The sequence below is a fragment of the Halovenus halobia genome (genome assembly GCF_051414135.1).
GTDB lineage: Archaea > Halobacteriota > Halobacteria > Halobacteriales > Haloarculaceae > Halovenus > Halovenus halobia.
Genome location: NZ_JBLKOA010000006.1, coordinates 64,214 through 88,891, shown reverse-complemented (window position 1 = coordinate 88,891; position 24,678 = coordinate 64,214). Strand labels below are relative to the sequence as shown.

The following is a 24,678-nucleotide window of genomic DNA, read 5'->3' as shown; positions in this document are numbered from 1 at the left end:
AGTCTACACGAACTGTCGAATCGTCAAATCCAGTGTCTGCAGGTCGATAATCGGCGCGTACCCGACGTCGGGCTGGAGGTTCACCTTCTTCTGGAAGTCGGTCTGTGACTGCCAGCAACTCGAATTGACCATCAGGACGTTGTGATACTTGCCGTAGCCGAGTTTGTGGACGTGGCCAGTGTGGAAGATATCGGGCACTTCTTCCATTACAAGGTGGTCCTCCGGTTCGGGTGCAACACGGGTCTGGCCGCCGTACTGTGGGGCAACGTGGCGTTTCTTTAGTAGCTGTGCCATCGCGTCGTGTGGCCGGTCGTAGGTGGCGGATTCGTCGGGGAGTTCGGCAATCACTTCGTCCAGCGAGACGCCGTGATACATCAGCACTGAGACGCCCTCGATGGTCACCGTGGATGGATTGGCCGAGATCTGTGCGTCGTGGGCAGACATGATTCCCCGCAGTTCCTCGTCGAAGGCTGGCTGTGGCTCTGCCAGTCGAACGGCGTCGTGGTTGCCGGGAATCATCACGATCTCGATATCCCCGGGCACATCTTTCAGGTGTTCGCTGAACGCTTCGTACTGGTCGTAAATATCGACGATATCCAGTTCCTCGTCCTGTCCCGGATACACGCCGATTCCTTCGACCATATCGCCGGCAATCAGCAGGTACTCCACCTCGGCAGCCTCGGGCGTGTGCAGCCAGTCCGCGAACCGCTGCCAGGCGTCGCCGAGAAACTCCTCGCTTCCGCAGTGAACGTCGGAGATGAGCGCTGCCTTCACCGGTCGGTCTGCCGTCGACGGCGAGTGCGTGCGCGGAATGTCCGGGAAGTGCAGCGAGTCGACGAAGAGGATGCCGCCGTCGTCGGCAAGCGTCCCCTCGACAGCAACACACTCGTCGTGGAGCATATTCCGCACGTCATCGGCGAACTCCCGGTCTTTCATGATCAGACAGGGAAACGTTCCGGTCGTATCTTCGAGTTCGACCAGCCAGTGACCGCTGGCCGTCGAGCGGATGTCCGAGACGAGTCCAATGAGTGCAGCGTCACTGCCCGGCGACATCTGCTCGATGGTGTCGGCCGGCCGGTGGTTCACTCGCCCGCGCAGTTGTCGGGAGAGTTTCTCGTAGCGGTCCTGGAACACAGAGACGAAATCGCTGTATTTCCCGGTCCCGATACTCGCAATATCTCCACTCACAGTGATCTCCCGGTCCTCGACTGACCGCTCGCTTGCTGGGCTGTCCGTCTTGCCCTGATTCGACTCAGGCCGGGCCGCTGCTGACTGCTGGCCCATCTCTGGGGCCCCCTCCTCTGTCAGTCCAGTCGTGGCCGTACTCTGTGACCCAGTCGTTCCATCTGGGGGTGACGCTGCCAGCCCGGACTCTCTCGACGCGCCGCCTGCTGACCCCCCTGTTTCGTCTCCAGTTTCCCCACCGTTCTGTGGTGATTGCTCAGCCGGAGTTCCACTCGAAACGTGGGGGTCAGAATCGCCCGTAGAATCGGCTGTCGAATTCTCAGCTGGTGGCTCCTGTGGCGTCGTGTATCCCGCTCCACTCGAGTCGTTTTCGATGCTCTCTCGGACCTGTCCGGCCGAGAGCACGAGCGTCTCATCGGGGGCCTTTTCGACTGCGCGCTCGAGCGCTCGCGTGGGGTCAGGCTGGTTCGCAATCAGCGTCACCGCTTCTCGCTCGGCGTTGTAACCCCGGTCTGCGAGTGCGCGCACGATGCGAGCGGGCGTCTCCAGTGGCACACTCCTAGGTATACGGGGGTCAGCAAAAGCGTAGCGGAGTCAGTCCTCTTTGGTCGTGATGTCTGCGGACAGTCCCTGTGCCATCTCGATGTCTCGGGAGTTGTTCAGCGTCCACGCCGTCCGGTCGGTGACAGCCTCGATAATCTCACGGGCCGAGGGGAAGCCGTTGCCGGACTTTTTGACGCCGCCGAAGGGCAACTGGACCTCTGCACCGATGCAGGGGAGGTTCCCGTACGCGAGGCCAACCTCAGCGTGGTCTCGGTAGTAGTTGATCTGGCGGTAGTCCTCGGAGATGACTGCGCCGGCCAGTCCATACTCCGTATCGTTCTGGAGTTCGACGCCGCGCTCGATGTCGCCGTCGTACTTGAGCAAGGCGACGTGGGGGCCGAATACCTCCTCTGACGTGCAGCGCAGGTCTGCGTCCGGGTCGGCTTCGTAGACGAACGGACCAACCCAGTGGCCCTCCTCGTGGCCGTCTGGAATCTCTCCGTCGTCGAGGTCGGTCCGGTCGACGAGCACGGTAGTGTCCTCTGAGTGAGCCAGTTCGTTGTACTCCCGGACTTTCTCGTGGTGTTCGGCCTCGATGAGCGGCCCCATGAAGGTGTCTTCGTCGAGTGGGTCACCGACCGCGACATCCTCGGCTAACGAGACGAATCGCTCCTTGAATTCGTCGTAGATGTCCGCGTGAACGATCAGTCGTTCACTGGACACACAGCGCTGGCCGGTGGTCTTGAACGAACTCATCACTGCCGAGTGAACGGCGGTATCGAGGTCTGCTTTCTCCGTGATGACGATGGCGTTTTTCCCGCCCATCTCACAGGCAGCGCGCTTGCCGGGGTACTGTGCCACTTCGCTGGCGATTCCCTGCCCAACCTCGGCAGAGCCGGTGAACAACACCGTGTTGACGTCGTCGTGGTCGACGATTGCTGCACCCGTGTCGCCGTACCCCTGAATGAGGTTGAACACGCCATCAGGAATGCCGGCGTCGACCATCATCTCGGCGACAATCTGGGCGCACCACGGCGTCTGCTCGGCCGGTTTCCACACGACAGTGTTGCCCTCGACGAGTGTGACGGCCATGTGCCAGAACGGAATTGCGACCGGGAAGTTCCACGGCGTGATACAGCCAACGACACCCCGTGGCTTCCGGCGCATGTAGGCGTCCTTGCTCGCGACTTCACTCGGGACAACGTCGCCCTGTGGGTGTCGCGCGTCCCCTGCTGCCCACTCGACCATGTGCCAGGCCTCGGTGACATCTGCTTTCCCCTCGGAAATTTCCTTGCCACACTCCATGCTGACGATTTCACCGAGTTCCTCGTGGCGGTCCCGGAGTTCGTGATAGACGTCCCAGAGGTACTCGGCGCGGTCGATTCGCGAGAGGGCGCGCCAGTCCTCGTAGGCCTCCGCTGCCGCGTCTACCGCTCGCTCGACGTCTGCCTCTGTTCCGTGGTAAAATGTCCCGAGGTCCTCACCTGTCGCGGGGTTTTCGCTCGTGAACGTCTCCGTACTCTCACCAGCCGTCCATTGGCCGTCGATATACTGCTCGTACTCGTTTCCCATACTATATACTCCGTGGGCCGGTGTGAATACAGCCACCCGACCATGGTAGGCTCCCTGATATCGTGTTTTGTAGTATCTAGCCGACATAACTCACCGATTCCCAGCCTGACTGCCTTGCAGTCACGCGATTACTGGGAAATTTTATAGTCTCTGTATCCAGGTAATAGGGATCTGAGCCCCCGATATATACAAATATCTCCGTCTCATTAGGGGGTATATGACTGACTGGGGGGAGTGGGGATGAGCAAGGTACAAAATACGACTAGCACGCGGCTAACGCTTGACCTCTGGCATCCGGGCTGTTGGGCAATCGAAGCGACAGAGGAAGTTGGCGGCGGTGTGTTAGCACACGCAATCTATCGCTCGCCGAAAAGCGACGGCCCATCGCCAGTCTCGGTCAACGGACTGTTCACCGCCTACGGGGACGATGACGAGGAAGTGGACAGACTGCTCGAGGAAATCGGGAACTCGGAGAACGCCGGCGATGTGCTCGACCTCCAGCAGCGATTCGGTCGAGAGCGCGACGCGCCGGGCAACGTTGTTCGGGAGTTCTTCCTGGAGTACAACCCCGACGATATGGTCTGTCCGACGCTGCTGGAACACGGTCTCGTTCACAGCGCGCCGGTCCGGATCGAGGGGGGCAGAGAAACGTGGCAGGTTTGTTTCACCGGCGAACGGTCGAATCTCGAAGACGCACTCGATGGGGTTCGCCAAGACGCCAACGCGGAGGTCACTGTCGAGTCGATACACACGGCGGAGTGGAATGGTGATTCCGAGCGTCACCACCGGCTGGATACGCTGACGGAGTCACAGCGTGAAGCGTTCGAGCACGCCCGCACGTCTGGCTACTACGAGTGGCCGCGCGAGGTTTCGACACGGGACCTGGCCGATGGACTGGATGTCTCGAAGACGACATTCCTCGAACACCTCCGCAAAGCAGAAGCGAAACTACTCGACCCCGAGGAAGAGACGACGTATCAGCGCTAGTTTCCGACGATAGCGCGAGCCGCAAACAGAATATTCGATTTTCGCTCACGGATGCGCCGATAGAAGTAAGAGAACCACTTCGTCCCGTAGGGCACGTACTGGTAGACGGGAACATCCTTGGCGAGTTCGAACTGTGCGGACTCACGAACACCAGTCAGCATCTGTACCTCGTACGGTGTGCCGTACTCTTCGTGGAGTTCCTTCGCATACTCGATCATCGCCGGGTCGTGGCTTCCGACTCCGATTCCGTCGTCGAACTCTTTGAACATAAATTCGAGATTATCTCGGTAGACTGCGTCGACAGTGTCTTTGCCTTTGTGTGCAATGGACGGGGATTCGTCGTAAGCGCCCTTGACCAGTCGGACTTTTCCCGGGAGGTCCGCAAGTCGGGCGAGGTCGTCTCCGGTCCGAACAAGATTTGCCTGCACACACACGCCGACGTTGCCGTCGGTCGCCCGGGCGTGTTTCTCGAAAGCGTCCAGTGTTACGTCGGTCGTTTCGTGGTCCTCCATGTCGATCCAGACGAAACAGTCCGCGGCGTCGACGATTCTATCGAGGTTCTTCTGGAACACCTCGTCACCAATTTCCAGGCCCAACTGACTCGGCTTGACGGAGATGCACGCGTCAACCTCTCGGTCAGCGATCGCGTTGACGAGTGCAATATACTCTTCAGTGTCGCTGTTGGCCGCCTCGCGGTCCTCGTAATGCTCTCCGAGGAGATTCAAAATCCCCGCAACGTCACGCTCGTTGAGCTCCGAGACGTGGTCCAACGCTTCGCCGTAGGTCTCCCCGGCGACGAAGTTATTCGCGATTGGTGGGATCATACGTCTTCTAGGCCGTCGCTCTACGTATATACTATCCCGACCATACATCTCAGAATAATATCTATGAAATTAAATCCGAAGTCGTGGTCTGCGAACAGTTGTGCGACTGCACAGGCCGAGGTTTCCGGCGTCACTGTCCGGACTGTCGGTGTCATCACTTGAGCAACTGACTGATTACTCATACTAGCTATTCTCCGCGAACAGAAACAACGCTACCCCGAATTTGGACCGTTACAGGCTCGGTAAACAGCGTATAACAATAGTGGTCTCGTCTCACTTTTCGGGTATGACACCCGAACAGACCGACCTCCGGACCCACCTCGAACAGGCACTCGAAACGGCCGAAAACAGCGAAACGAGATACGAACTCCGGGAAGCGTTACAGAAGTACTGCGTCTCCTCAGAGCTCGGTTCCACTGCGGCGCTCGACGACTGATTCTGCCCAGCTAATCGCCTCGTCCAGCACTTCGGTCGGGTCGCCGTCGTACTCGAAGTCCCGGATGTGGTCGACATCGTCGTCTTCGTGGCCGCCAATCAAGTGTGTCTGCTCGCCCTGTCGGTCGGCCGGGACCAGTCTGGCGAGGATGTTGTTGTGTGCCTTCGCGGTCTCGTATTCGGAGAGCCGACGGGTCGGTTCCTCGTCGACGAGCACCGAGAACTTCGAGAGCATCATGTACGTCGCGATGTCCTCCTCCTCGGTGTGGCCCTCGACGCTCGGGAGTGCGCTGGCCCGGCGAGCGTCGTAGCCGTGAATCTCCAGTTGCTCACGAATCGTCTCCGAGGCGTCACCCGCGCCGACACTCGATTCGAGGACGAGCACCGAGTTGTCGATGGTCTGCAGCACCGTCTCCAGCGCTGTCGCGAACTCAGCGAGTTCCTCGCCCTCGCCGCCGAGCGCTTCGAGGTAGCCGGCGTCGGCAATCGAGCGCAGGGTCTCGATCTGTGAGCGCAGGTCTTCCTGATTTTTCGGCTGGCCCCAGTACTCCTGCATCTTCGGTCGCTTGTCGACCGACTGCACGTCGAGCGGCTCGTCGCTGTGTCGGATTGCCTCTAGTGCTGCCTGTGCACTTTCGATTGTCGAGAAGTAGGTAATCGTTTCCTCGACACAGACCTCCAGAATCTCCCGCTCACGGGAGAGTACCATATCAATCTCACCAGCGTGCAGTGCCTCCTTGATTGCGTCGGTGTCCTCGAAGTCATCCAGCGTCTTCACGTCGAAGAAGTCCTCGAAGCCAGCGACAGGCATGTCGACGATTGCGGTTCCTTCGAGGGGAATTGGCTTGCCGACACACATCTGGGCCTTCTGGTAGGCCTTGCCGAAGGTGTCAGCGGTGCCCATTACCTCACCTGTGGATTTCATCTCCGGGCCGAGGCGTGGGTCGCTGCCCGGCAGGCGGTCGAACGGCAGGACAACTTCCTTGACGCTGACCTGCTCGGGAATCTGCTCCTCGTAATCGAGTTCCTCCAGCGTCGCCCCAGCCATCACTTTTGCCGCAATCTTTGCAATCGGGACGCCCGTTGCCTTCGAGACGAAGGGCACCGTTCGCGAGGAGCGTGGGTTCGCCTCCAGCACGTACACCTCGCCGTCACGAACAGCCAGCTGGACGTTGAGCAGCCCAACAGTGTCGAGTTCGCGGGCGATATCCTCGACGACTTCGCGCACCCGGCGGTTCACATCCCGGCCGAGTGAGCGCGGTGGAATCATACAAGAGGAGTCACCGGAGTGGACACCGGCCGTTTCGACGTGTTCCATCACACCGCCGATGAGGACGTTCTCGCCGTCCGAGACGGCGTCGACATCCAGTTCGACAGCGTCTGCGAGGAAGTCGTCGATGAGGATTGGCTTCTCGGGGGAGACGCGAACCGCCTCTTCGATGTAGGTTTCCAGGTCCTCGTCGTTGTAGACGACATCCATCGCGCGGCCACCGAGCACGTAGGACGGGCGCACGAGCACCGGGTAGCCGATATCGTGGGCGAGGTCCAGCGCCTCTTCCTTGCTGGTCGCGGTTGCGCCCTCGGCCTGTGCGATGCCGAGTTCGTCCATCAGTCTGTTGAACCGGTCGCGGTCCTCGGCCAGGTCCATCGCTTCGACGGAGGTGCCGAGCACCTCGCAGTCGAGGTCGCGGCGCTGGAGTTCCTTCTCCAGCGGTTCACCGATGTCGACGGAGGTCTGGCCGCCGAACTGGACCATCACGCCGTCGGCGTTGGTCGCTTCGATTACGTCTGCAACCTCTTCGGCGGTAATTGGCTCGAAGAACAGCCCGTCGGAGGTATCGTAGTCTGTGGAGACAGTTTCAGGATTGTTGTTGACGACGTGGGCGTCGATGCCCATCTCACGCAGTGCGCGCACGGCGTGGACCGAACAGTAGTCGAACTCGACACCCTGCCCGATTCGAATCGGGCCACCGCCGACGACCACAACGCTCTCGACATCGCGGTCGATCTGGAGTTCGTCGCGGTTCAGTCCCGAAATCGGGTCTCGCGCCGAGTAGTAGTACGGCGTCGTTGCGACGAACTCGCCAGCGCAGGTGTCGACGAGTTTGAAGTCACGTTCTGAGGTTTCGGCGTCGACGGTGTCAATTGTCACGGCCCCGCCGTCAGAGCGAGGCTTTGACGAGTCTCGCAGGTCATCGACCTGCTCACCCTCCTCGACTTCTTCGCCGTCACCTGCGGGCAACCACGATGCGTGGGTATCAGCAAACTCTCCGCCCGCGAGTGCCGTGATCTCTTGGTCAGTAAATCCGGCGCTGGCTGCGGACTGGAACTCGCCCGCGGCGGCGTCGTCTGCGGCGTCGGCAATCCGCTTGAACCGTTCGAGATACCACTCGCGAATCTCGGTCAGTTCACGGACCTCCTCGACGCTGGTTCCGCGGCGGAAGGCCTCGAAGATGGCGTACGGACGGTCCGGTGTTGGCTTTTCCAGGTATTCGGTTTTGAGGTCGTCGTCGCTGACGAGGCTCAGGTCGTCGGCAGGGTCGTACTCCGAACTGCGTAACGCTTTCAGCAGCGATTCCTCGAAGGTTCGCCCAATCGACATCGCCTCTCCCGTCGATTTCATCGCCGGCCCGAGCTCGAACTCCACGTCACGGAACTTGTCTTTGGGCCATCTCGGGACTTTGGTGACGATGTAGTCGATGGCTGGCTCGAATGCTGCGGTCGTTTCGCCGGTAATCTCGTTCTCGATTTCGTGCAGGCGTTTGCCGAGTGCAACCTTCGCGGTGACGCGAGCAATCGGGTAGCCGGTCGCTTTCGAGGCCAGCGCAGAGGAGCGAGAGACGCGGGGGTTGACCTCGACGACGCGATACTCGCCTTCTGGGGTGCCGTCGTCGTGCCACGCGAACTGGATGTTACAGCCGCCCTGAATACCGAGCTCTCGAATCACCTTGAGCGCGGTGTCGCGCATATCCTGGTGGCCCTCGTCTGGGATGACCTGACTCGGCGTGACGACCATCGACTCGCCGGTGTGGATCCCCATCGGGTCCAGATTCTCCATATTGCAGATAATAATACAGGAGTCGTCGGCGTCACGCATCACTTCGTATTCGAGTTCGATCCAGCCGTCGATGGACTCGGTGATCATCACGCGGTTGTCTCGGGAGAGATTCAGTCCCTTGCGGGTCGCCTCCTTCAGTTCCTGCATATCGCCGATGACGCCCGACCCTGCGCCGCCGAGTGTGTACGTCGTTCGCATGATGACCGGCAGACCGCCGACCTGTTCGACTGCGTCCTCGACTTCATCGATGGCTTCGATGGTCACCGACTCGGGAACTGGCTCGCCGATTGACTCCATGCGCTGGCGGAACTCGTCGCGGTCCTCGGTCGCGTAAATCGTGTCCAGCGGCGTCCCCATCACTTCGACATCGTGTTCTTCCAGGACTCCCTCCTCGGCGAGTTCCGCGGTGACGTTCAGCCCAGTCTGGCCGCCCAGTCCCGCGATCACGCCGTCGGGGTTTTCTTTCCGGATAATCTCGGCGATGGCTTCGGTGTTGATCGGTTCGATGTACACCTCGTCGGCCATATCCGGATCGGTCATAATCGTCGCCGGGTTCGAGTTGACCAGGACGACGCGAGCGCCCTCCTCCTGCAGGGCACGACAGGCCTGTGCGCCCGAGTAGTCGAACTCGGCTGCCTGTCCGATCTGGATCGGCCCACTGCCGATAAGCAAAATAGTGCGATCTTCGGCTGTCATTACCTGCACGCAGTTCGCACATCGTAATAAGCCCGACGATGCGGTACGAATGTCGCAGCCCAATTTCGAATATCGTATTGCTACCCCCTCACACGCCAGCTATTCTCAGGCTCGTCGTTCCCACCACGACTTCGATGAGCAAAACACTGCTCTATGACTGTGACGACACCGTCTAGCTACTTTTTTTGCTCGCTATCTGGCAAATCGCTCGAAAACAGTATACAGTATGTTCTGTTGTATACATACTTTGGATAGAGACGACGGCCCAGGTCAAGATGGACTTCGCTCGACTGTTAGCACTGCCTCTCTGCAGACCTTCTCTACTCGCTTCAGCACAACCGCTAAACTGCTGTCGCCCGTACTGGCTGTATGGCGAACGTCACACCCGAGACTGCGGCCGAACCCGACCGACTCAGCGCCGCGCTCCCCACCGCGCCGGGCGTCTGGGAGCGCACCGACCACGAGGGTGGCATCGTGGAGTACGTCATCGCTGGCGACGAGGGCGTCTGTACCGCCGCCAAACTCGTTGTTCGGCCAGAGGTCATCCAAGAGGCCGCAGTCCGTCTCGACCGCAAGCGCGACTGCGCACACGCTGGCACCGACCGCTTCTCGACCGTCGAGGCAGCCGCCGAAACGGTTGAGAACGAACTCACCACAGTTATGGACTCGCTCACCTAATGGACCACGACCGTATCCACGCCGTCCAGCCACAGAAAGACCCCGAACGATGGACAAGCGGCGTCGTCGACAGCGTCCGAGAAGCAGACGGCCACTGTGTCGTCACTGTCGAACCCGACGAGGGCGGCGAGACTGTCGACCTCACTGTCACCTTCGCTGTCCGGGACCTGTTCGTGAGTCGCCTCCCTATCGAGGAGGGCGCGAGTCCAGTCGGAGAGCGAATCTGGTACCGCCAGCGCGGCGGCTAATCATCTCAGACCGTTCGACGGCTCTCAATCTCCTCCTCGGAGTGCCATCTCTTATCCGGTGGGCGACGGCGGAGTGCCCTCGTAGGCATCGCGGTCTCCGTAGAAGTTCAGCAGTCCAAATTTCAGTTTTTCAGGGGTCATATCGATCATCTCACTGCGCTCCTCGGCAGGGAAACTCCCGCGGACAGCGTAACTCGGCATCTCCATCTCGGCCCGTTCAGTGTACCGGGCGTCCAGTAGAATCCGCGCCCCGAAATCCTCCGGTGAACGAACCACTCGCCCGAGCGCCTGTCGCGTCTTTCGCACCGTCGGAATCTCGACGGCGTAGCGCCAGCCAGCGCCCTCCTCGCCGCGACCAGTTCCACTGTCTTCGTCGCCGAAAGTCTCTTCGTAGGCGTCCTGCACCGCTTGCATTCGCTCGTCGAGGTGTGGGTACGGAACACCGACGACAACCACGCTCCGTGCGTCGTCGCCGTCGTAGCTCACGCCCTCGCCGAGAGTGCCCCACATCGAGGTGTAGAGGACGCCGTTGTCGTCGTCGGTGAACCGCTCGCGCAACTCGTCGGCTGCTGTCCCCGGTTCGTCGAGGTAGGTTGTCCCCATGTCCACACGCTCGCTGTAGCGTTCGGCTTCGCCGTAACTCGGGAAGAACACGAGCGTGTTGCCGGGCGTCATCCGGACGGTGTCCTCGATACACTCGGTAATTGTCTCCTGGACGGCGGGTTCGTCGCGTTTGCTCGCAAACAGCGCCGGCGTGTCGACGGTGTAGGTCCGGCGGCGCTCCTCGGGAAACTGCGCGCCGTAGGCCATCGTCTCGACTTCCTCCAGGCCGAGCACGTCCTCGGTTACGTCGAACGGCCGCAGTGTTGCGCTCATCAGCACGCTCGCGTGCAGGTCCTCGAACAGCGCTCGCGTCACCTGATTCGGAATACAGGTGTACAGCTCTGCGCGGCCGTAAATCTCGTCGTCAGTCTGGCCGGTGTCGACCGATTGGTTCGCGTTTTCGTCAGCCCGGCGAACACTCACGACAGGATACGTTCCCATCGCCGCGCTCTCTTCGAGCCACTGGGAGACGAATTCGGCGGCCTGCAGGGTTTGACACTCCTTGCGAACACTGCGCTCGCCGTTTTTGTACTCGCGCTCGTAGCGCTTGTCGAGTTCCGCCCCCAGTTCCAGCGCGGCGTCGATTTCCCCCTCGTAGCCAGGACCGACGTAGGTCTGGAGAAAGGAGAGTGTCAGGTCATCCCGGCGGTTTTCGTTGTCGATCGCAAGGTCGTACCAGTTCTCTCCGACGCTGCCGCGCTCGCCAAAGTCGAATGCCTCGTCGTAGGCCTCTCTGAGCGCTCCGAGGAACGTCTCGAGCACGTTCTCGGCGTTCTCTACACGGGCGTCCTCCACGCCAGACAACTCGTCCAGCGCGCTTTCGATGGTGTTCTCGGTCAGGGTGCGACGAGCGTGGTCTCGGGCGGCAGATTCGACGTTGTGTGCCTCGTCGAAGATGGCAATCACGTCTTCCGGGTCGCGGCCGAGCCAGCGGAAAAACTGTTCGCGAATCATCGGGCTCAGCAGGTGGTGGTAGTTACAGACAACGAGGTCGACACCCTCGACGCCCTCTTTCAGCAGTTCGTAGCCACACTGCCCGCGTTCGTGGGCGTACTCGTAGATCTCGTCAGGGGTGCGCACGTCGTCGTACAGCCACGCGAAGAAATCGGTGTTGTCGGTGGTGAGGTTCCGGTAGTAGTGGTCGCAGGTCGCTCGGTCCGCGAACTCCTCCAGCTCTTCCTCGACGGACTGGAGTTCGTCCATCACCGAACTCCGGGCGGCCGCGGCGTCGCTGTTGCCGGCCTGACTCTGGTCGAGGAGTTCGCCCTGCTTTCGTTCGAGTTCGGCCTGCTCCTCCTCGACCTCCACGAGGTCCCGGGTCGTATCCCGCAGCGCCTGACACTCCTGGTAGTCGACGTCGATGTGGCACATCGACCCCTTCCCACGGAAAACGACCGCTCGCAGGTCTTCAGTCTCGGCGATGGCGCTTGCGTCGCGGCGGAACTGTCGCATCTGCTGGTGAACATTGGTCGTGATGACGACCGTCTTGTCGTGTTCGCGGGCGTATTCTAACGCAGGAACGAGCGAGGCGAGCGTCTTGCCCGTCCCCGTTGCGCCCTCGAACAGAATATCTGATTTGTCCTCAAGTGCGTCGTAAATCTGGCCCATCGCCTCCTGCTGGTGGTCGTAGGGCTGCTCGAAGGGGAAATACCGGAGATACGACGCCTGTGACACAACCGGGGGTATGCCCCTCTCGAATAAAAGTACTGAGTTCGCGCTCAGAGATTCTGGCCGGTCGGTCTGATGAGAATCTCGTTGACGTCGACACGCTGGGGTTGACTCGTCGCGTAGACGATGCTGCGCGCGATGTCGCCAGCGTTGAGCGTTGGGAGGTCCATCTCGGCAAACTGCTCGATGACCTGCTCGTCGGGGATATGTGTTGCAAGCTCTGTCTCGACGGCACCGGGCTCGATAACCGTCGACCGGATACCGTCTCCCGATACCTCCTGTCGAACGGCGTCAGTAAAGGCGTTGACGCCGAATTTCGTCGCATTGTAGCCGCTGGAGTTCGCTGAGGCCTCCCGGCCGGCCACCGAGGAGACGTTGACGATGTGACCTGCGTCCTGTTCTTGCATCACCGGCAGAACCGCGTGGGTGAGATTCATCAGCCCGAGCAGATTCACTTCGACCATCTGGCGGAGATTCGACCGGTCTGCTCGTTCGAGTGGTTCGAGCAGCATGACGCCGGCGTTGTTGACCAGAATATCGATCTGTCCGTACTCGTCGGTGGTCTCCTCGACCAGCGCGTCGATATCCTCCTCCTCGGTTACGTCCGTCGGGACGACCAGTGCCTCGCCGCCGTCTGATTCGATCCGGTCGGCGAGCGCTTCCAGTTCCTCGACGCGGCGAGCAGCGAGGACGACGCGAGCGCCGTCGGCTGCCAGTGCTTCTGCCGTTGCCTCACCGATGCCCGAAGATGCGCCGGTTACGATTGCGACCTTGTTGGCGAGCTGTTGTCCGTGCTGGGTCGTCTCTGTTGCAGAATTATCTGACATCGACCCAGTGTATGTACGACGTGACTGAACCACCTTCGTTTCTTGGCCGCGTCGGAGATTGTTCGACGGGTCTGGCCGGTATTCAGTCGTCGTCAGCAGTATACGCACCGCCTCGACGCTTGATTCTGGCCACGACCAACTGCTCCGTTTCTTCATGGAATACCACGGAGAGACGAAACTCGCCGATACGGATCTTTCTGTACGGGCTGTTCTGGAGTGGTTCGCCGTACTCTGGCGGGTCTCGCCACGGAGAGTTGACAATCTCGTCCAGTTTCTCGATAATGCGGTCCTGCTCTTCGGGCGAGAGTGCTCCAAGATCCGACTGTCCGCCTTCGGAAAGTTCCCAGTTCCACTCGCTGTTACTCATCGTCCGTTCCGAACCGTTCGCGTGCCTCCTCGGCAGTCATCGTCTCCTCCTCACGGCTGCTTTCTTCCGCTGTGAGCAACGCGATGAGTTCGTCACGGTCGAACGTTGGGAACTCGACAGCGTCTCGGAGCGTGTACCGGATAAATTCACTCCGGCTGTTGAATCCACGACCCTGCCACGTCTCGTCAATCTCTTCTAGGAACGACTCGGTGGTCTTGAAATTCACCGTGACGATATCGTCTTCGCTATCACCATCGGTAGTTGCTCCAGACATACAGACGTATTACGCTGGTGTTACCAATAACCGTTTCGCAGAGTCACTCGGTGCCGAGTGTGCCCCACTCGCCCTCGAAGAAGGTTAGCGCGTCCTTGTCCTCGAGTTGTTCGGCGGCCTCGACGCTGCCGATGTATATCGTGTGGTCGCCCGCCTCGACAGCCTCGTGAATCGAACAGTCCACATAGCCAAGCGATTCGGTGAACACCGGCGCGCCGGTTTCGGCCGTCATCGTCGGGAACTCCTCGAAGGGGTCGATATCTTCTTCGGCCATATCTGCGAAGTACTCGCCGAGAATCTGCTGGTCGGCCGCGAGAATGTTGACACAGTAGCCGTCTGCGTCGCCGCTCTGGAGTTGCTCGTGGGCCTCAGTGTCGTGGTCGAGGCAGACGAGCACAAGCGGCGGGTCCAGCGAGACAGAGCTGAAGGCATTGACCGTAATTCCGTGTGCTTCGGGACCGTTCAGTGTGACTGCCGTGACGCCGGTTGCAAACTCGCCCATCACGCTCCGCAGGTCGATCTCTGGCATTACACTGGATTGGGGATTCTGACAAATGAAGATTCGTCTTTGACTCTGCTATCAGTGCTGATAAACTCGGGACAACAACTTTCACCGTCCGCTCTGACTAAAACTGTATGTCAGAGGGCGTCCTTACAATCGACGAGCCGGGAATCTACGGTGATTTTGACCCCGCCGAGCGCCAGTGGATTCAGGCGCTGTACGAACTGCCGGTGCCAGTTGTTGTCGCCGACGAATCGAGCCAAATTACGCTGTTCAATCCCGCGATACAGGACCTGTTATCGCTCGCCCCGGCCCGCGTTCCCGAACTCGAACCGTGGGAAATCTTCCGGACCTACGAGACCCACGGCACCAAGACGACGATGGCCGAACGAACCAGAGAGGCTGGCGAACCGATGCGGGGTATCGAGACGGAACTGCTCGACCACGACGATTTCGAACACGAAGTCGTCATTTCGAGCACACCGATGTACGACGCTGCTGGTGAGATTACTGGCACGGTCACGGCGATTCGTGACGTGACCGAACTCCGTGCCAAAGAGCAGGAACTGACCGAAACCCACGAGCAGGTTGCCCAGCAACTCGCCGATGTCGTCGAACGTCTCGATTCTATCTCACAGCGAGTCGCCACCAACGCAGAACAGATCGAGAGCGACGCTGTCGAACAGGACGACAAACTCCAGGAAGCACTCTCAGAGGTCGAATCCGTCAGCGCAAGCATGGAGGAAATCGCCGCGACGACGGACGAAATCAACGAGACCGTCAGCCAAGCCCGCGAACGAGCCACGGAGGGCCAGCAAGCGGGCGAGCAAGCCGGCGAGGCCGCCGACGGGATGCTTGACGCCAGCGAGCAACTCACCGAGACGATTACTGACCTCGCAAACCGGATGGACGACATCGACGAAATCACGGAAGTCATCGCCGAGATTGCCGACCAGACGAATATGCTCGCGCTGAACGCGAACATCGAGGCGGCCCGGGCCGACCAGGGCGGGGAAGGGTTTGCCGTCGTCGCCGACGAGGTGAAAGCACTCGCAAACGAGACCCAGGAGTACACCGACGAGATTAGCTCGGAAGTCGAGGAAATTCAGGACCGAAGCCGGACGGCTGTCTCCGAGGTTGAACAGGCCTACGACCAAGCCGCGACCGCAACCGACGAGGTCGAATCAGCGCTGGACTCGCTGGCCGAGATTGTCGAGGCAATCGAAGACGCTGCGGCCAGCACCGACGAAATTGCTGCTGCGAACGACGAGCAAGCCACTCGGGTCGAGTCCGTCACTGCGACCATCGACGACGCGGCCGACCAGGCCGAGACCGTCCGCGAGGGCGCACAGGACACGGCTGAGTTGGCCGAGACCCAGACCGAGGTTGTCGAGGATGTCCGCCAGACGGTCGATGACCTCGCTGATGACCTCGAAGAAACCTGAGATGGAGATTGCGATCCTCGTCTACGAGGGGTTCGACGAACTCGACGCAATCGGTCCCTACGAGGTGTTTGCCAACGCCGCCGACGCCGGGGCCGACTGTACCGTCTCGCTGCGGACGGTCGATTCCGCGCAGACGGTTACGGCTAGCCACGCCCTCACCATCGAGACTGATGGCACCCTCGACGCGGTCGACCCTGACCTCCTTCTCGTTCCCGGCGGCGGCTGGAACGACCGCTCGGCGGCGGGTGCGTGGTCGGTCGCCGAGGGCGGAACCGTTCCCGACGTACTCGCCGAGTACTACGACGCGGGCGTCTCGCTGGCTGGGGTCTGTACCGGCGGGATGATTCTCGCCCGTGCGGGCGTGCTGGACGGACGGCCCGCAGTCACCCACCGTGGTGCGCTTGCTGACCTGCGCGAAACTGACGCCACCGTCGTCGATGCACGTGTTGTCGACGACGGCGATATTCTGACTGCTGGTGGCGTCACGTCCGGGTTGGACCTGGCTGTCCACCTCGTCGAGCGTGAATTTGGCGAGGACGTGGCCGCGCAGGTGACCGCCGAGATGGAGTACGAGCCACGCGGGACGGTCCACCGCGCGTAAAGCGAACGATTTGTACCGACGGGGACCGAACTGCCAGCCAATGGAGGGGCCACTCTGGACCGAGCGACACGCGCCCGACATCGCGGACCTGCCACAGGCTGATGTCCGTGACCATTTCGAGCGTGCGCTCGAAGAGCCGATGAATCTCGTCGTTCACGGCCCGGCCGGCAGCGGCAAGACAGCGGCGGTCCGGGCGCTGACCCGGGCAGCCCACGAGAATCCCGGTGCCGACCGGATCGAAATCAACGTCGCCGACTTCTTCGACTCGACGAAAAAAGAGATTGCCAATGACCCGCGGTTCAGCCGGTTTATCGACTCGAAACGACGCCGTAACTCCTCGAAGGCCGACCTGATCAACCACGTTCTCAAGGAATCTGCGAGTTACTCTCCGGCAACTGGCGAGTACAAGACCGTCGTGCTGGACAACGCCGAAGGAATCCGCGAGGACTTCCAGCAAGCGCTGCGCCGGGTGATGGAGCAGTATTACGAGGCCAGCCAGTTCGTCATCACGACCCGCCAGCCCTCGGCGCTCATCCCGCCAATCCGCTCGCGGTGTTTCCCGATTCCCGTCCGTGCTCCGACGCAGGACGAGATAATTTCTGTCCTCGAAGGCATCGCCGACGATGAGGGCGCTGAATACGACGACGAAGGACTCGAGTATATTGCAGGTGCGGCTGGCGGTGACCTCCGCCAGGCCATCCTGAACGCCCAGACAACCCACGAACAGGAAGGTAAAATCACGATGCAGGCCGCCTACGAGACGCTGTCGGCGGTCGGCATCGACGAACGCGTTCAGGAGATGATTGCCGACGCCGAGGCCGGTGAGTTCACCGACGCGCGTTCGACACTTGACGAGTTACTGGTTGACGAAGGATACAGCGGCGACGAAGTACTCGCTGACGTGCTCGAAGTGGCACGCTCGCGGTACTCCGGCGACGAACTCGCCGCACTCCACCGCCGTGCTGGCGAGATTGATATGGACTTGCACGAAGGAACGAACGACCGCCTGCACGTCTCGCATCTGCTCGCCACGCTCGGAGAGCGGTAATTACAGGGGCACGTCGTCGCCGAACTCGTCTCGATACTCCTCGACAGTCAGCCCGTGGCTCTTGAGGTGAGCGTAGGTGAGTCCCTCGAACTCCTCGTCACAGACCTGACAGCGAACGTGGGGTGTCTCCTCAGCGGTGGCGTATCGCTCAGTTTCAGCGTCGAGTCGCGCCGAGAACCGGTCGAGTTGGTCGAGAAATTCTGCAACGGCGTCGTCGCTCCGCGCTGGCCCTGCTTCGAGTTCGGCGACTGCCTCGGCGAACTGTGCCTCGGCACGCTCGCTCAGCTCGAGTAGGTTGCTGAGTTGCTCGGCCTCGCGAAGGGCTATCGCAGTATCCGCCTCTTCGTAGGTTTCCGCGGCAGTCTCGTAGACTGCGTCGTGCTGTGTTCGGAGGGTATCGAACGTCTCGTCGATGGCGTCCTGGAGGCTGTCGAGAGTCTTATCGTCGCCAGCCCCGGCGACCGCAAGCGGGGCCGTGAGCGAGCGCCGGCCCAGCTCGAGGACCTGCGTCCCCAGCGTCTCGGTGGCGTCGAGTCCCGCTGTCGACGCTTCCTCACGGGCTGACCGCCCGGTGTTCAGTATATCTGCGCCGCGTTTGAGCGTCTCTCGCTGGAGTTCGAACAGGGGGCCAACTGGTGTCTCGTGCTCACTCATTCGTCGTTGTGGGATATAGGCGTGAGCAGACGGGAAATACTGTCGACTCGCTCAGAAGGGTTCGGCGTCTCGTCGCATCCGTAGTGCACTCGCGAAATCCTCTCGCGAAACGACTCCGACCGGTTCGCCATCCCACTCGACGAGCGCGACGGGCGTCTCACGTCCAGAGAGTACGGTCAGTCCGTCGATGGCGTCAGACCGGCCGTCGAGCCGTGGGAGGTCACGCGTCGCTACCTCGCCAACAGCGGTGCTCGCGTAGGACTCTGTCGGCACCGAGCGCAGGTCACCCGTGGTGACGACCCCGATAATTTCGCCATAGTCGTCAACGACGGCCAGTTCACTCCGCCGACTCACGAACAGCCTGTCGAGCGCCGCCTCGACGGTGCTGTCAGCAGGAAGTGGCTCCTCGTCACCGACCAGGTCTGCGATGGTCAGCCCCGAGAGCAACCCGGCGACAACGACCGACCGAGATTCGCTGCTCGCCGAGACGTGGATGAACAGCGCAAGGATGAGCAACAGCGGGCTAAACGTATAGATCCCGATACCCACAAAGAGCAGCGCAAAGAGTGAGCCAACACTCGCAGCCGTCCGGGTCGCGCTAACGTACGAGCGGTTACGTGCGAGCAGTGCTCGCAGCACGCGGCCGCCGTCCATCGGGAACGCTGGCAACATGTTGAACACGGCAAGCAGGATGTTCATCACGCAGAGAAACCCCAGACAGTAGACGGCCAGTGTTGCGGAGGCGGGGACGACAACCACTGCTGCGAACGCGCCTGCCGCAAGCAGGATACTCGCTGCCGGGCCGGCAATTGCAATCACGAGTTCACGGTTCCACTCGTCGGGCATGCTGGAGAGACTTGCGAGTCCGCCGAGTAGCCACAGCGTAATCGATTCAACTTCGATATCGTAGCGCATCGCGGCCCACGCGTGGCCGAGTTCGTGGAAGGTGACGCTGCCGAACAGCGCGAGTGCCGAGACTGTCCCGATTATCCACCGGTCGTTCGGCCCCGACAGCGCTGCCGGGTCGACTGTTGCAGAGGTCAGGCTCGTAATTAGCGACGAGTACGCACCGATTTGCTCGCCGCTGCCGATGAGAAAGGCCAGTATGGGGAGAAAGACCAACAGCGAAATATTGACCCTGATAGGGATCCCCCAGATGTGGAGGATCGTATAATTGTACGATGACATACACACTGGAGGTCTGGCCCGCAAGTATGTCTTTGGGACTTACTCAACCAACGGCTCGACTGCTTCCATCGTGGCAACCTTGTCTTCCTGGCTCATCCCGGCAACGAAGCCCATGCGAATCGCGTCGACGCCGTCAATCTCGGCGAAGGCTTCCAGCTTTGAGCGCACCTGTTCAGGGGTGCCGACGGCAGCGACCGAGTCGAGCAACTCGTCGGGCAACGCCTCGGCCATCGCTGCCGTGTCTCGCTGCTCCCACAGCTCACGGATTTCTGCCACCTCGTCCTCGTAGCCCTGCTCGGCGACGGAGTTGCCGTAGAAGGGGCCGTACGCGCCGATGAGAAAGGAAAGCATCTGGCTGGCAATCGACCGGGCACGGTCTGGGTCTTCGCTGGCGAAGGTCCGAATTATTGGGCTTACGCGTATTTCCTCGGCTGAGCGCTCGCCGAGTTCTGCGCCCCGGCGGAGGTCTCCGAGCCGGTCGCGGAGTCCATCGTTGGTGAACAGTTGGGGCACCCAGCCATCGGCGAACCGGCCGGCCAGTTCCGTTCCTTTCGGCCCGAGCGCCGCGACATCGATGGCTGGCGGCTCGTCGGGAACTGACTGCTCGTAACTCAACCCATCAATCTCGTAGATGTCGCCGTCGTAGACGACTGACTCTCCCTCGGAGACCTGTCGAATGATGTCGATAGTTTCGCGCAGTCGGCGGAGTGGCCGGTCGAACTCACCGCAGTGCCAGCGCTCGGCCAGCGCGGGCGAACTCGTTCCCAACCCCAGCCGAAACCGGCCGTCAGTGATTTCGTCCATCGTCAGCGCCGTCTGGCCGTAGACGGTTGGTGCCCGGGCGTACGGCGAGAGCACGTCGTCAGTGATACCAATGTCGTCGGTTCGCTCGGCGATTACTGTCAGCACCGGGATGATATTCCAGCCAGTCGTCTCGCCCATCGTCACGTTCGCAAATCCATGCGCTTCGGCGCGCTGGGCCTGTTCGGCAATCGAGTCGATGCCAGCGTGGTCGTCGGTCATCAACACCAGGTCGAACGGAACTGTTGTCATTACTGGCGCTGACACAGCCACCAACCAAAAGCGTGGGTGGCCAGTCGACAGGAAAAATACTCCTCGGGTCCGAAGCGAGGCCTGTGAGTTCACGGCAGGCGAGGACTGGTGTCGAGACTGAACTGTCTCTCTCCACGAGCGCTCGCCGTCCCGTTGCTGTCGTCGTCGCAATCGTTTTCATCGACTTGCTTGGGTTTGGATCATCATCCCAATTCTCCCCTTCTACGTGCGTTCCTTCGGCGTGAGCGACGTGTTTATCGGACTGCTTGCGGCGTCGAACTCGCTCGCGCAGTTCGTTGCCGCGCCGATGCTCGGCCCCATCTCAGACGAGCGTGGCCGCCGGCCGATACTGATGCTCTCGGTGGGCGTGGCTGGCATCGCGTGGTTGGTCTTTGGCGTCGCCGTGGAGGTCGGTGCCACCTTCGGCACAGGTTTCGGCCTCGTCGGTGCGGCCTTCGGCCTCGGCTTCGTCTTCGGGCCGGCAATCGGCGGCGCGCTCTTGCTCGTTCCCGTTGGGCTGTTGCTCCGTGTTGCCCCGAAAGTCTAACTCGCGACCGGTCCAAGCACGGGTATGCGTCTGCTCGTCCTCGGGTCGGGCGGGAACACGCCCATTCCGACGCCGACGTGCTCCTGTACTGTCTGCGAACAGGCCCGCGAATCTGGCCCGCCGTATAGCCGTGGCGGCAATTCGCTGTATCTCCCTGATATCTCGGCGATGGTCGACGCCCCAGAGTTCGCCTTCAGGGCGCTCAACCGCGAACGAATCACGGACCTCGACTACATCTTTCTCACCCACTGGCACCCTGACCACATCAACGGACTCCGTCTGGTCCAGTCTCGCGACCTGAGCGCCCACGACGGCCTGCTCGAGGCCATCGCGGCCGGCGGCCCGACACTCGTGACGACTGAGACTGTCTACGAGCGAACGCTCGACTCCTTTGGGCAACTCTCCCATTTCAGACAGCAGGACTTTCTCGACGTGGAATTTCTCGATGACGGGCCGTTCACCGTCGGCGATACTACCGTTCGTTCGATTCCGTATGCACTCGAAGACGAGGAACTCGACGCGACAGCCTTCGAGATTACTCGCGGCGACGAGACGCTGCTGATTGCCTCCGACGACGCCCGATATCTCGACGAGTCAGCCCTGCCTGCGGCAATCGACCTCGCAGTCTTCGAGTGTGGCTACTTCGAGCGCGACCCCGACGGCGAGCCCATCTTGACCGACGCCGACCTGGCCTTTCTCGACGACGAACTCACTCACGAGGAAGTGCTAGACCGCATCGACCGCGTCGACCCCGACCGAACGCTGCTTACGGAAATCGAGCACTTCACCGCCCGGAGCCACGACGACTTCGCGGCGCTCGCAGAGCGCGATGCCTACGACGGTATCGAGTTTGCACACGATGGACTCGAAATCGAGTTATGAATCTCGCCAACACGCCGGATGGCCGACGACTGGAAGTCGACCGGACGATTCCGGTTGCCCCCGAGCGGGCGTGGGAGTTGCTCGTCACGCCAGAGTGGTGGCCGGAGTGGGGACCGAGCGTGCGGGCCGTCGACTGCGATGCCGAGCGAATCGAGGCGGGAACGACCGGGAGAGTTCGCATTCCTGGTGGGCTGTGGATTCCGTTCGAGATTACGGATTGCCGAGCACCGACCGACCAGCGGGCAGGCCGGTGGACCTGGCGCGTCGCGAAGATTCCAGCGACGGGCCACCGAGTCGAACCCGAACCCGAGGGCTGTCGCGTTGTCTTCGAGATTCCGCTCGCGGCGGCGGGCTATGCCGTCGTCTGCTCGCGGGCGTTGGCTCGGATCGAAAAGCGCCTCGTTGACCGCTGATTATTCCGAATGTTTCGCCGCCAGTACGTCGACCTCTTCGATCTGTGGCTCCTCGGCGAGCAGTTCGTCGGCGTTGGCCATCAGTTGGTCGGCAATCTCGCCGTCAAGATGGGCCTGTCGTCCCTCCTCGTTCGGGAAGGTGTCGAAGATGCCGAACGTTGTGTCGTCGAATTGGAGCGCGAACCACGTTGTCGTCTGTTCTTCGTCCTCGGCCATCGGAAGCGCGGATTCGAGGAACTCCTTGACTTCGTCGGCCTTCTCTGGTTTCGCTTCGAGTGTCGCCTGGAGCGCGTATTCGGACTCTGACATTCCGTTCGTTGCTACGCCCGGTTTCCGAATAAAGCAGGTCCCTAACGAGGTTGGCCGCGGTGGCGACGGTACTGCCGGGCGAGCAGTCCGATACTCACCAGCAGCGTCGCGCCGAGTAGCCAGAACGCCACTGTGTAGCTTGTCACATCTGCGACGACGCCGACAAATCCCGGCCCGAGCGCGTTCGCCGTCAGAAAGACTGCTCGTGACAAGCCGAGGTCACTGCCCATGTTCCCGTCAGGTGCGGCCTCCATCACCACCGTGTCCGCGATTGGGAACTGCGTCTTGTAGCCCAGCGCGGTCAGCGTCGTCCCGACGAGAACGAGAGGCAACGAGGGCGCAAGGAGCACGAGTGCGGTACCGGCCAGCGCAACGAGCAGGCCACAGATACCAACTAACAGTCGTGGGAACCGGTCTGAGAGGTCACCGGCGATGGGCTTGGCGAGAATACCGGCCGCAAACAGCAGCGCGAAACTCCCGCCGGCAATTGTCTCGGAGAATCCGCCTGCGACGAGCAGGGTCGGGAAAAAGTTTGTCAGGCCGCCAACGAAGAAGTAAAACACCGAGAAGGCGACGAGCGTTTCGCGCTGGTCCTGCGTTGCGAGCAGTCGACCGGCCGTCTCGCCCGGCGCAAGGTCGACCGCCGAGAACTCGTAGCGTTCGCGGTTCCAGGCCACGTACAGCACCCCGACGAGCGCGAGGACGACAATCACCGGCAGGAAGGCAAATTGCCAGACACCAATCGTGAGCACGACAACAGCGAGTCCCGAGGCGAGCACCCCGCCGATATCGGTGCCGGCGGAGTAGATACCCAGCGCCCGGCCCCGGCGTGCAGTGAACAGGTCACCCAAAAGCGCCCGTGACGGGCTGGCGAACAGTCCTTTTCCGACACCGAGGACCACGACAGCCCCGACGAACAGGCCGGCGGTGACCGACAGCGCGATGGCGCTGAACCCAATCACGAGCACGACAAAGCCGGGGACAATCAGCGTGGCTCGAGAGAGTTCGTCGGAGTAGGTGCCACTGGGATACTGGACGGCGGCGTACACCAGTCCGAAGGCAGTCAGTGCCGCGCCGATACCGGCCGGCGAAAAGGAGAGCGTCTCCGTGATTCGCGGGAGCAGGGGCGGCAACAGAAACCGGCCACACTGCAGTGCTGACCAGCCGAGCACGAGCACCAGCAGCATCCGGTTCTTGTAGGCGAGTCGGGCCGTCACAGCACGTCAGCGACTGCCGGCGCGACGCTCACTTCGCTGACGCCACGCTCGATTGTATCGGTTCCATAAACCGTCTCGACACCGGCCCGGGCCAGTTTCAGCCGGGCGTTGCTGACCAACAGCGGATGGACGCAGGTGACGATGACATTGTTCGCCTCACGCGCGTTCAAGACGGCGACGGACTCGCTCATTGTCGACCCAGTGGCGACGATGTCGTCGACCAGTACGACATCTCGGCCGTCGACCGCGGCCTCGCTGGGTTCGATTTCGACGTCGGTGCCGGAGTGGCGCGTCTTCTCGAAGTGGTCGACCGCTCCGCGGCCGTAGGCGTCTCGAACCGTCTCTGCCAGTTCGATTGCGCCAGCGTCCGGCGAGAGAAAGAGCGGGTCGGTCAGTTCGTCAAGCGGTGTGGCGAGTCGCCCGGCGGCGTCGAGGGTCGTCGTCGGGACGTCGAAAAACTCCGTGACGGCCTCCTCGTGGGGATTCACCGTGATAACCCTATCAGTTCCCGTGGAGATAGCTCGTGCCATCGCGCGTGCTGAGACGGGGTCGCCGTCCTCGAAGGCCTGGTCCTGGCGGGCATATCCCATATACGGCAAGACTGTGGTCACGTGTTCGACGCCGGCCTCGGCCAGTGCGTCCTGCAACTGGAGGAGTTCGACCCAATCTCCATCGGAAATAGTCGAGGCGACGACCACGGCTCGGTCGCCCGTGGCGGTAACCTGCACTTTCCGCTCGCCATCCGGGAACTGTTCGTAGGAGACGGGCGTGAGCGCCCGACCTGTTTCGGCGGCGAGTTCGGCCGCGAGCCCCTGTGTGGCCGACCCTGCAACGATCATGTTGGGGGAGTCGCC

23 protein-coding genes and 2 pseudogenes are annotated in these 24,678 nt (G+C 61.4%); 10 read left to right on the top strand and 15 right to left on the bottom strand.

Features of this window, described 5'->3' with window-relative positions; all coding sequences use genetic code 11:
* Positions 1-3 precede the first annotated feature (3 nt).
* Complete coding sequence (locus tag ACMGFM_RS13340; RefSeq protein WP_436903142.1) at positions 4-1,740, bottom strand: DNA-directed DNA polymerase II small subunit; 1,737 nt, start codon at positions 1,738-1,740, stop codon at positions 4-6.
* Positions 1,741-1,779: 39 nt separating this feature from the next.
* Entirely contained in the window at positions 1,780-3,300 is a 1,521-nt protein-coding gene (locus ACMGFM_RS13335; protein ID WP_436903141.1) for an aldehyde dehydrogenase family protein, read from the bottom strand.
* Positions 3,301-3,540: 240 nt separating this feature from the next.
* Between ACMGFM_RS13335 and ACMGFM_RS13330 the strand changes: the two genes are divergently transcribed.
* On the top strand, positions 3,541-4,287 hold the full coding sequence (locus tag ACMGFM_RS13330) for a helix-turn-helix domain-containing protein (protein WP_436903140.1): 747 nt from the start codon (positions 3,541-3,543) through the stop codon (positions 4,285-4,287).
* Here the strand turns inward: ACMGFM_RS13330 and ACMGFM_RS13325 are convergent.
* Positions 4,284-5,111: a proline dehydrogenase family protein gene (locus tag ACMGFM_RS13325; protein ID WP_436903139.1), complete on the bottom strand. Its 828-nt coding sequence runs from the start codon at positions 5,109-5,111 to the stop codon at positions 4,284-4,286. The genes ACMGFM_RS13330 and ACMGFM_RS13325 overlap by 4 nt on opposite strands.
* A gap of 286 nt (positions 5,112-5,397) precedes the next feature.
* Here ACMGFM_RS13325 and ACMGFM_RS13320 point away from each other — a divergent pair, with 286 nt between their 5' ends.
* The gene (locus tag ACMGFM_RS13320) at positions 5,398-5,547 is read left to right on the top strand and encodes a hypothetical protein (RefSeq protein ID WP_436903138.1); all 150 of its coding nucleotides are present in this window, start codon (positions 5,398-5,400) and stop codon (positions 5,545-5,547) included.
* Between the two features lie 537 nt (positions 5,548-6,084).
* Here ACMGFM_RS13320 and carB read toward each other — a convergent pair.
* Positions 6,085-9,300, bottom strand: a pseudogene (gene carB / locus ACMGFM_RS13315) (carbamoyl-phosphate synthase large subunit); the annotation flags it as partial.
* Between the two features lie 369 nt (positions 9,301-9,669).
* Between carB and ACMGFM_RS13310 the strand changes: the two are divergent.
* Both ACMGFM_RS13310 and ACMGFM_RS13305 read left to right on the top strand, forming a co-directional pair.
* Positions 9,670-9,978: a hypothetical protein gene (locus ACMGFM_RS13310; RefSeq protein WP_436903137.1), complete on the top strand. Its 309-nt coding sequence runs from the start codon at positions 9,670-9,672 to the stop codon at positions 9,976-9,978.
* The gene (locus ACMGFM_RS13305) at positions 9,978-10,226 is read left to right on the top strand and encodes a DUF7861 family protein (RefSeq protein WP_436903136.1); all 249 of its coding nucleotides are present in this window, start codon (positions 9,978-9,980) and stop codon (positions 10,224-10,226) included. Before ACMGFM_RS13310 ends, ACMGFM_RS13305 begins: the two co-directional genes overlap by 1 nt.
* A gap of 51 nt (positions 10,227-10,277) precedes the next feature.
* On the opposite strand, the gene ACMGFM_RS13300 is transcribed toward ACMGFM_RS13305, so the two are convergent.
* From ACMGFM_RS13300 to ACMGFM_RS13280, 5 genes are all read right to left on the bottom strand, one after another.
* Positions 10,278-12,503, bottom strand: a complete 2,226-nt coding sequence (locus ACMGFM_RS13300; RefSeq protein WP_436903135.1) for an ATP-dependent DNA helicase — start codon at positions 12,501-12,503, stop codon at positions 10,278-10,280.
* A 44-nt stretch (positions 12,504-12,547) separates the two neighbouring features.
* The gene (locus ACMGFM_RS13295) at positions 12,548-13,324 is read right to left on the bottom strand and encodes an SDR family oxidoreductase (protein ID WP_436903134.1); all 777 of its coding nucleotides are present in this window, start codon (positions 13,322-13,324) and stop codon (positions 12,548-12,550) included.
* Positions 13,325-13,406: 82 nt separating this feature from the next.
* Complete coding sequence (locus ACMGFM_RS13290; protein WP_436903133.1) at positions 13,407-13,691, bottom strand: type II toxin-antitoxin system RelE family toxin; 285 nt, start codon at positions 13,689-13,691, stop codon at positions 13,407-13,409.
* Complete coding sequence (locus ACMGFM_RS13285) at positions 13,684-13,965, bottom strand: ribbon-helix-helix domain-containing protein (protein ID WP_436903132.1); 282 nt, start codon at positions 13,963-13,965, stop codon at positions 13,684-13,686. The genes ACMGFM_RS13290 and ACMGFM_RS13285 overlap by 8 nt, the downstream gene beginning before the upstream one ends.
* Before the next feature lie 43 nt (positions 13,966-14,008).
* The gene (locus ACMGFM_RS13280) at positions 14,009-14,494 is read right to left on the bottom strand and encodes a flavin reductase family protein (protein WP_436903131.1); all 486 of its coding nucleotides are present in this window, start codon (positions 14,492-14,494) and stop codon (positions 14,009-14,011) included.
* A 107-nt stretch (positions 14,495-14,601) separates the two neighbouring features.
* Between ACMGFM_RS13280 and ACMGFM_RS13275 the strand changes: the two genes are divergently transcribed.
* The 3 genes from ACMGFM_RS13275 to ACMGFM_RS13265 are packed head-to-tail and all read left to right on the top strand — an operon-like array spanning position 14,602 to position 17,561.
* Complete coding sequence (locus tag ACMGFM_RS13275; RefSeq protein ID WP_436903130.1) at positions 14,602-15,912, top strand: methyl-accepting chemotaxis protein; 1,311 nt, start codon at positions 14,602-14,604, stop codon at positions 15,910-15,912.
* Complete coding sequence (locus ACMGFM_RS13270; protein WP_436903129.1) at positions 15,863-16,513, top strand: DJ-1/PfpI family protein; 651 nt, start codon at positions 15,863-15,865, stop codon at positions 16,511-16,513. Before ACMGFM_RS13275 ends, ACMGFM_RS13270 begins: the two co-directional genes overlap by 50 nt.
* Before the next feature lie 40 nt (positions 16,514-16,553).
* Complete coding sequence (locus ACMGFM_RS13265) at positions 16,554-17,561, top strand: AAA family ATPase (RefSeq protein ID WP_436903128.1); 1,008 nt, start codon at positions 16,554-16,556, stop codon at positions 17,559-17,561.
* Here ACMGFM_RS13265 and ACMGFM_RS13260 read toward each other — a convergent pair whose 3' ends face one another.
* Genes ACMGFM_RS13260 through ACMGFM_RS13250 form a run of 3 tightly spaced genes read right to left on the bottom strand, consistent with a single transcriptional unit; the run spans position 17,562 to position 20,456 of the window.
* A complete protein-coding gene (locus ACMGFM_RS13260; protein ID WP_436903127.1) occupies positions 17,562-18,215 on the bottom strand; it encodes a hypothetical protein in 654 nt (217 codons plus the stop codon).
* A 51-nt stretch (positions 18,216-18,266) separates the two neighbouring features.
* Positions 18,267-19,403: a site-2 protease family protein gene (locus tag ACMGFM_RS13255; protein WP_436903126.1), complete on the bottom strand. Its 1,137-nt coding sequence runs from the start codon at positions 19,401-19,403 to the stop codon at positions 18,267-18,269.
* A 39-nt stretch (positions 19,404-19,442) separates the two neighbouring features.
* Positions 19,443-20,456, bottom strand: a complete 1,014-nt coding sequence (locus ACMGFM_RS13250) for a TIGR04024 family LLM class F420-dependent oxidoreductase (protein WP_436903125.1) — start codon at positions 20,454-20,456, stop codon at positions 19,443-19,445.
* Positions 20,457-20,539: 83 nt separating this feature from the next.
* On the opposite strand from ACMGFM_RS13250, the pseudogene ACMGFM_RS13245 reads away from it, so the two are divergent.
* From ACMGFM_RS13245 to ACMGFM_RS13235, 3 genes and pseudogenes are all read left to right on the top strand, one after another.
* Positions 20,540-20,955 (top strand): annotated as a pseudogene (locus ACMGFM_RS13245) (MFS transporter); the annotation flags it as partial.
* A gap of 72 nt (positions 20,956-21,027) precedes the next feature.
* The gene (locus tag ACMGFM_RS13240) at positions 21,028-21,885 is read left to right on the top strand and encodes an MBL fold metallo-hydrolase (RefSeq protein ID WP_436903124.1); all 858 of its coding nucleotides are present in this window, start codon (positions 21,028-21,030) and stop codon (positions 21,883-21,885) included.
* A complete protein-coding gene (locus tag ACMGFM_RS13235) occupies positions 21,882-22,298 on the top strand; it encodes an SRPBCC family protein (RefSeq protein ID WP_436903123.1) in 417 nt (138 codons plus the stop codon). The genes ACMGFM_RS13240 and ACMGFM_RS13235 overlap by 4 nt, the downstream gene beginning before the upstream one ends.
* On the opposite strand, the gene ACMGFM_RS13230 is transcribed toward ACMGFM_RS13235, so the two are convergent.
* The 3 genes from ACMGFM_RS13230 to ACMGFM_RS13220 are packed head-to-tail and all read right to left on the bottom strand — an operon-like array spanning position 22,299 to position 24,663.
* The gene (locus ACMGFM_RS13230; RefSeq protein ID WP_436903122.1) at positions 22,299-22,607 is read right to left on the bottom strand and encodes a putative quinol monooxygenase; all 309 of its coding nucleotides are present in this window, start codon (positions 22,605-22,607) and stop codon (positions 22,299-22,301) included.
* 41 nt (positions 22,608-22,648) lie between these two features.
* Positions 22,649-23,824 carry an MFS transporter gene (locus ACMGFM_RS13225; RefSeq protein ID WP_436903121.1) on the bottom strand — a complete coding sequence of 392 codons (1,176 nt, stop codon included), beginning with the start codon at positions 23,822-23,824 and terminating at the stop codon, positions 22,649-22,651.
* A complete protein-coding gene (locus tag ACMGFM_RS13220; RefSeq protein WP_436903120.1) occupies positions 23,821-24,663 on the bottom strand; it encodes a ribose-phosphate diphosphokinase in 843 nt (280 codons plus the stop codon). Before ACMGFM_RS13220 ends, ACMGFM_RS13225 begins: the two co-directional genes overlap by 4 nt.
* Positions 24,664-24,678: the final 15 nt, after the last annotated feature.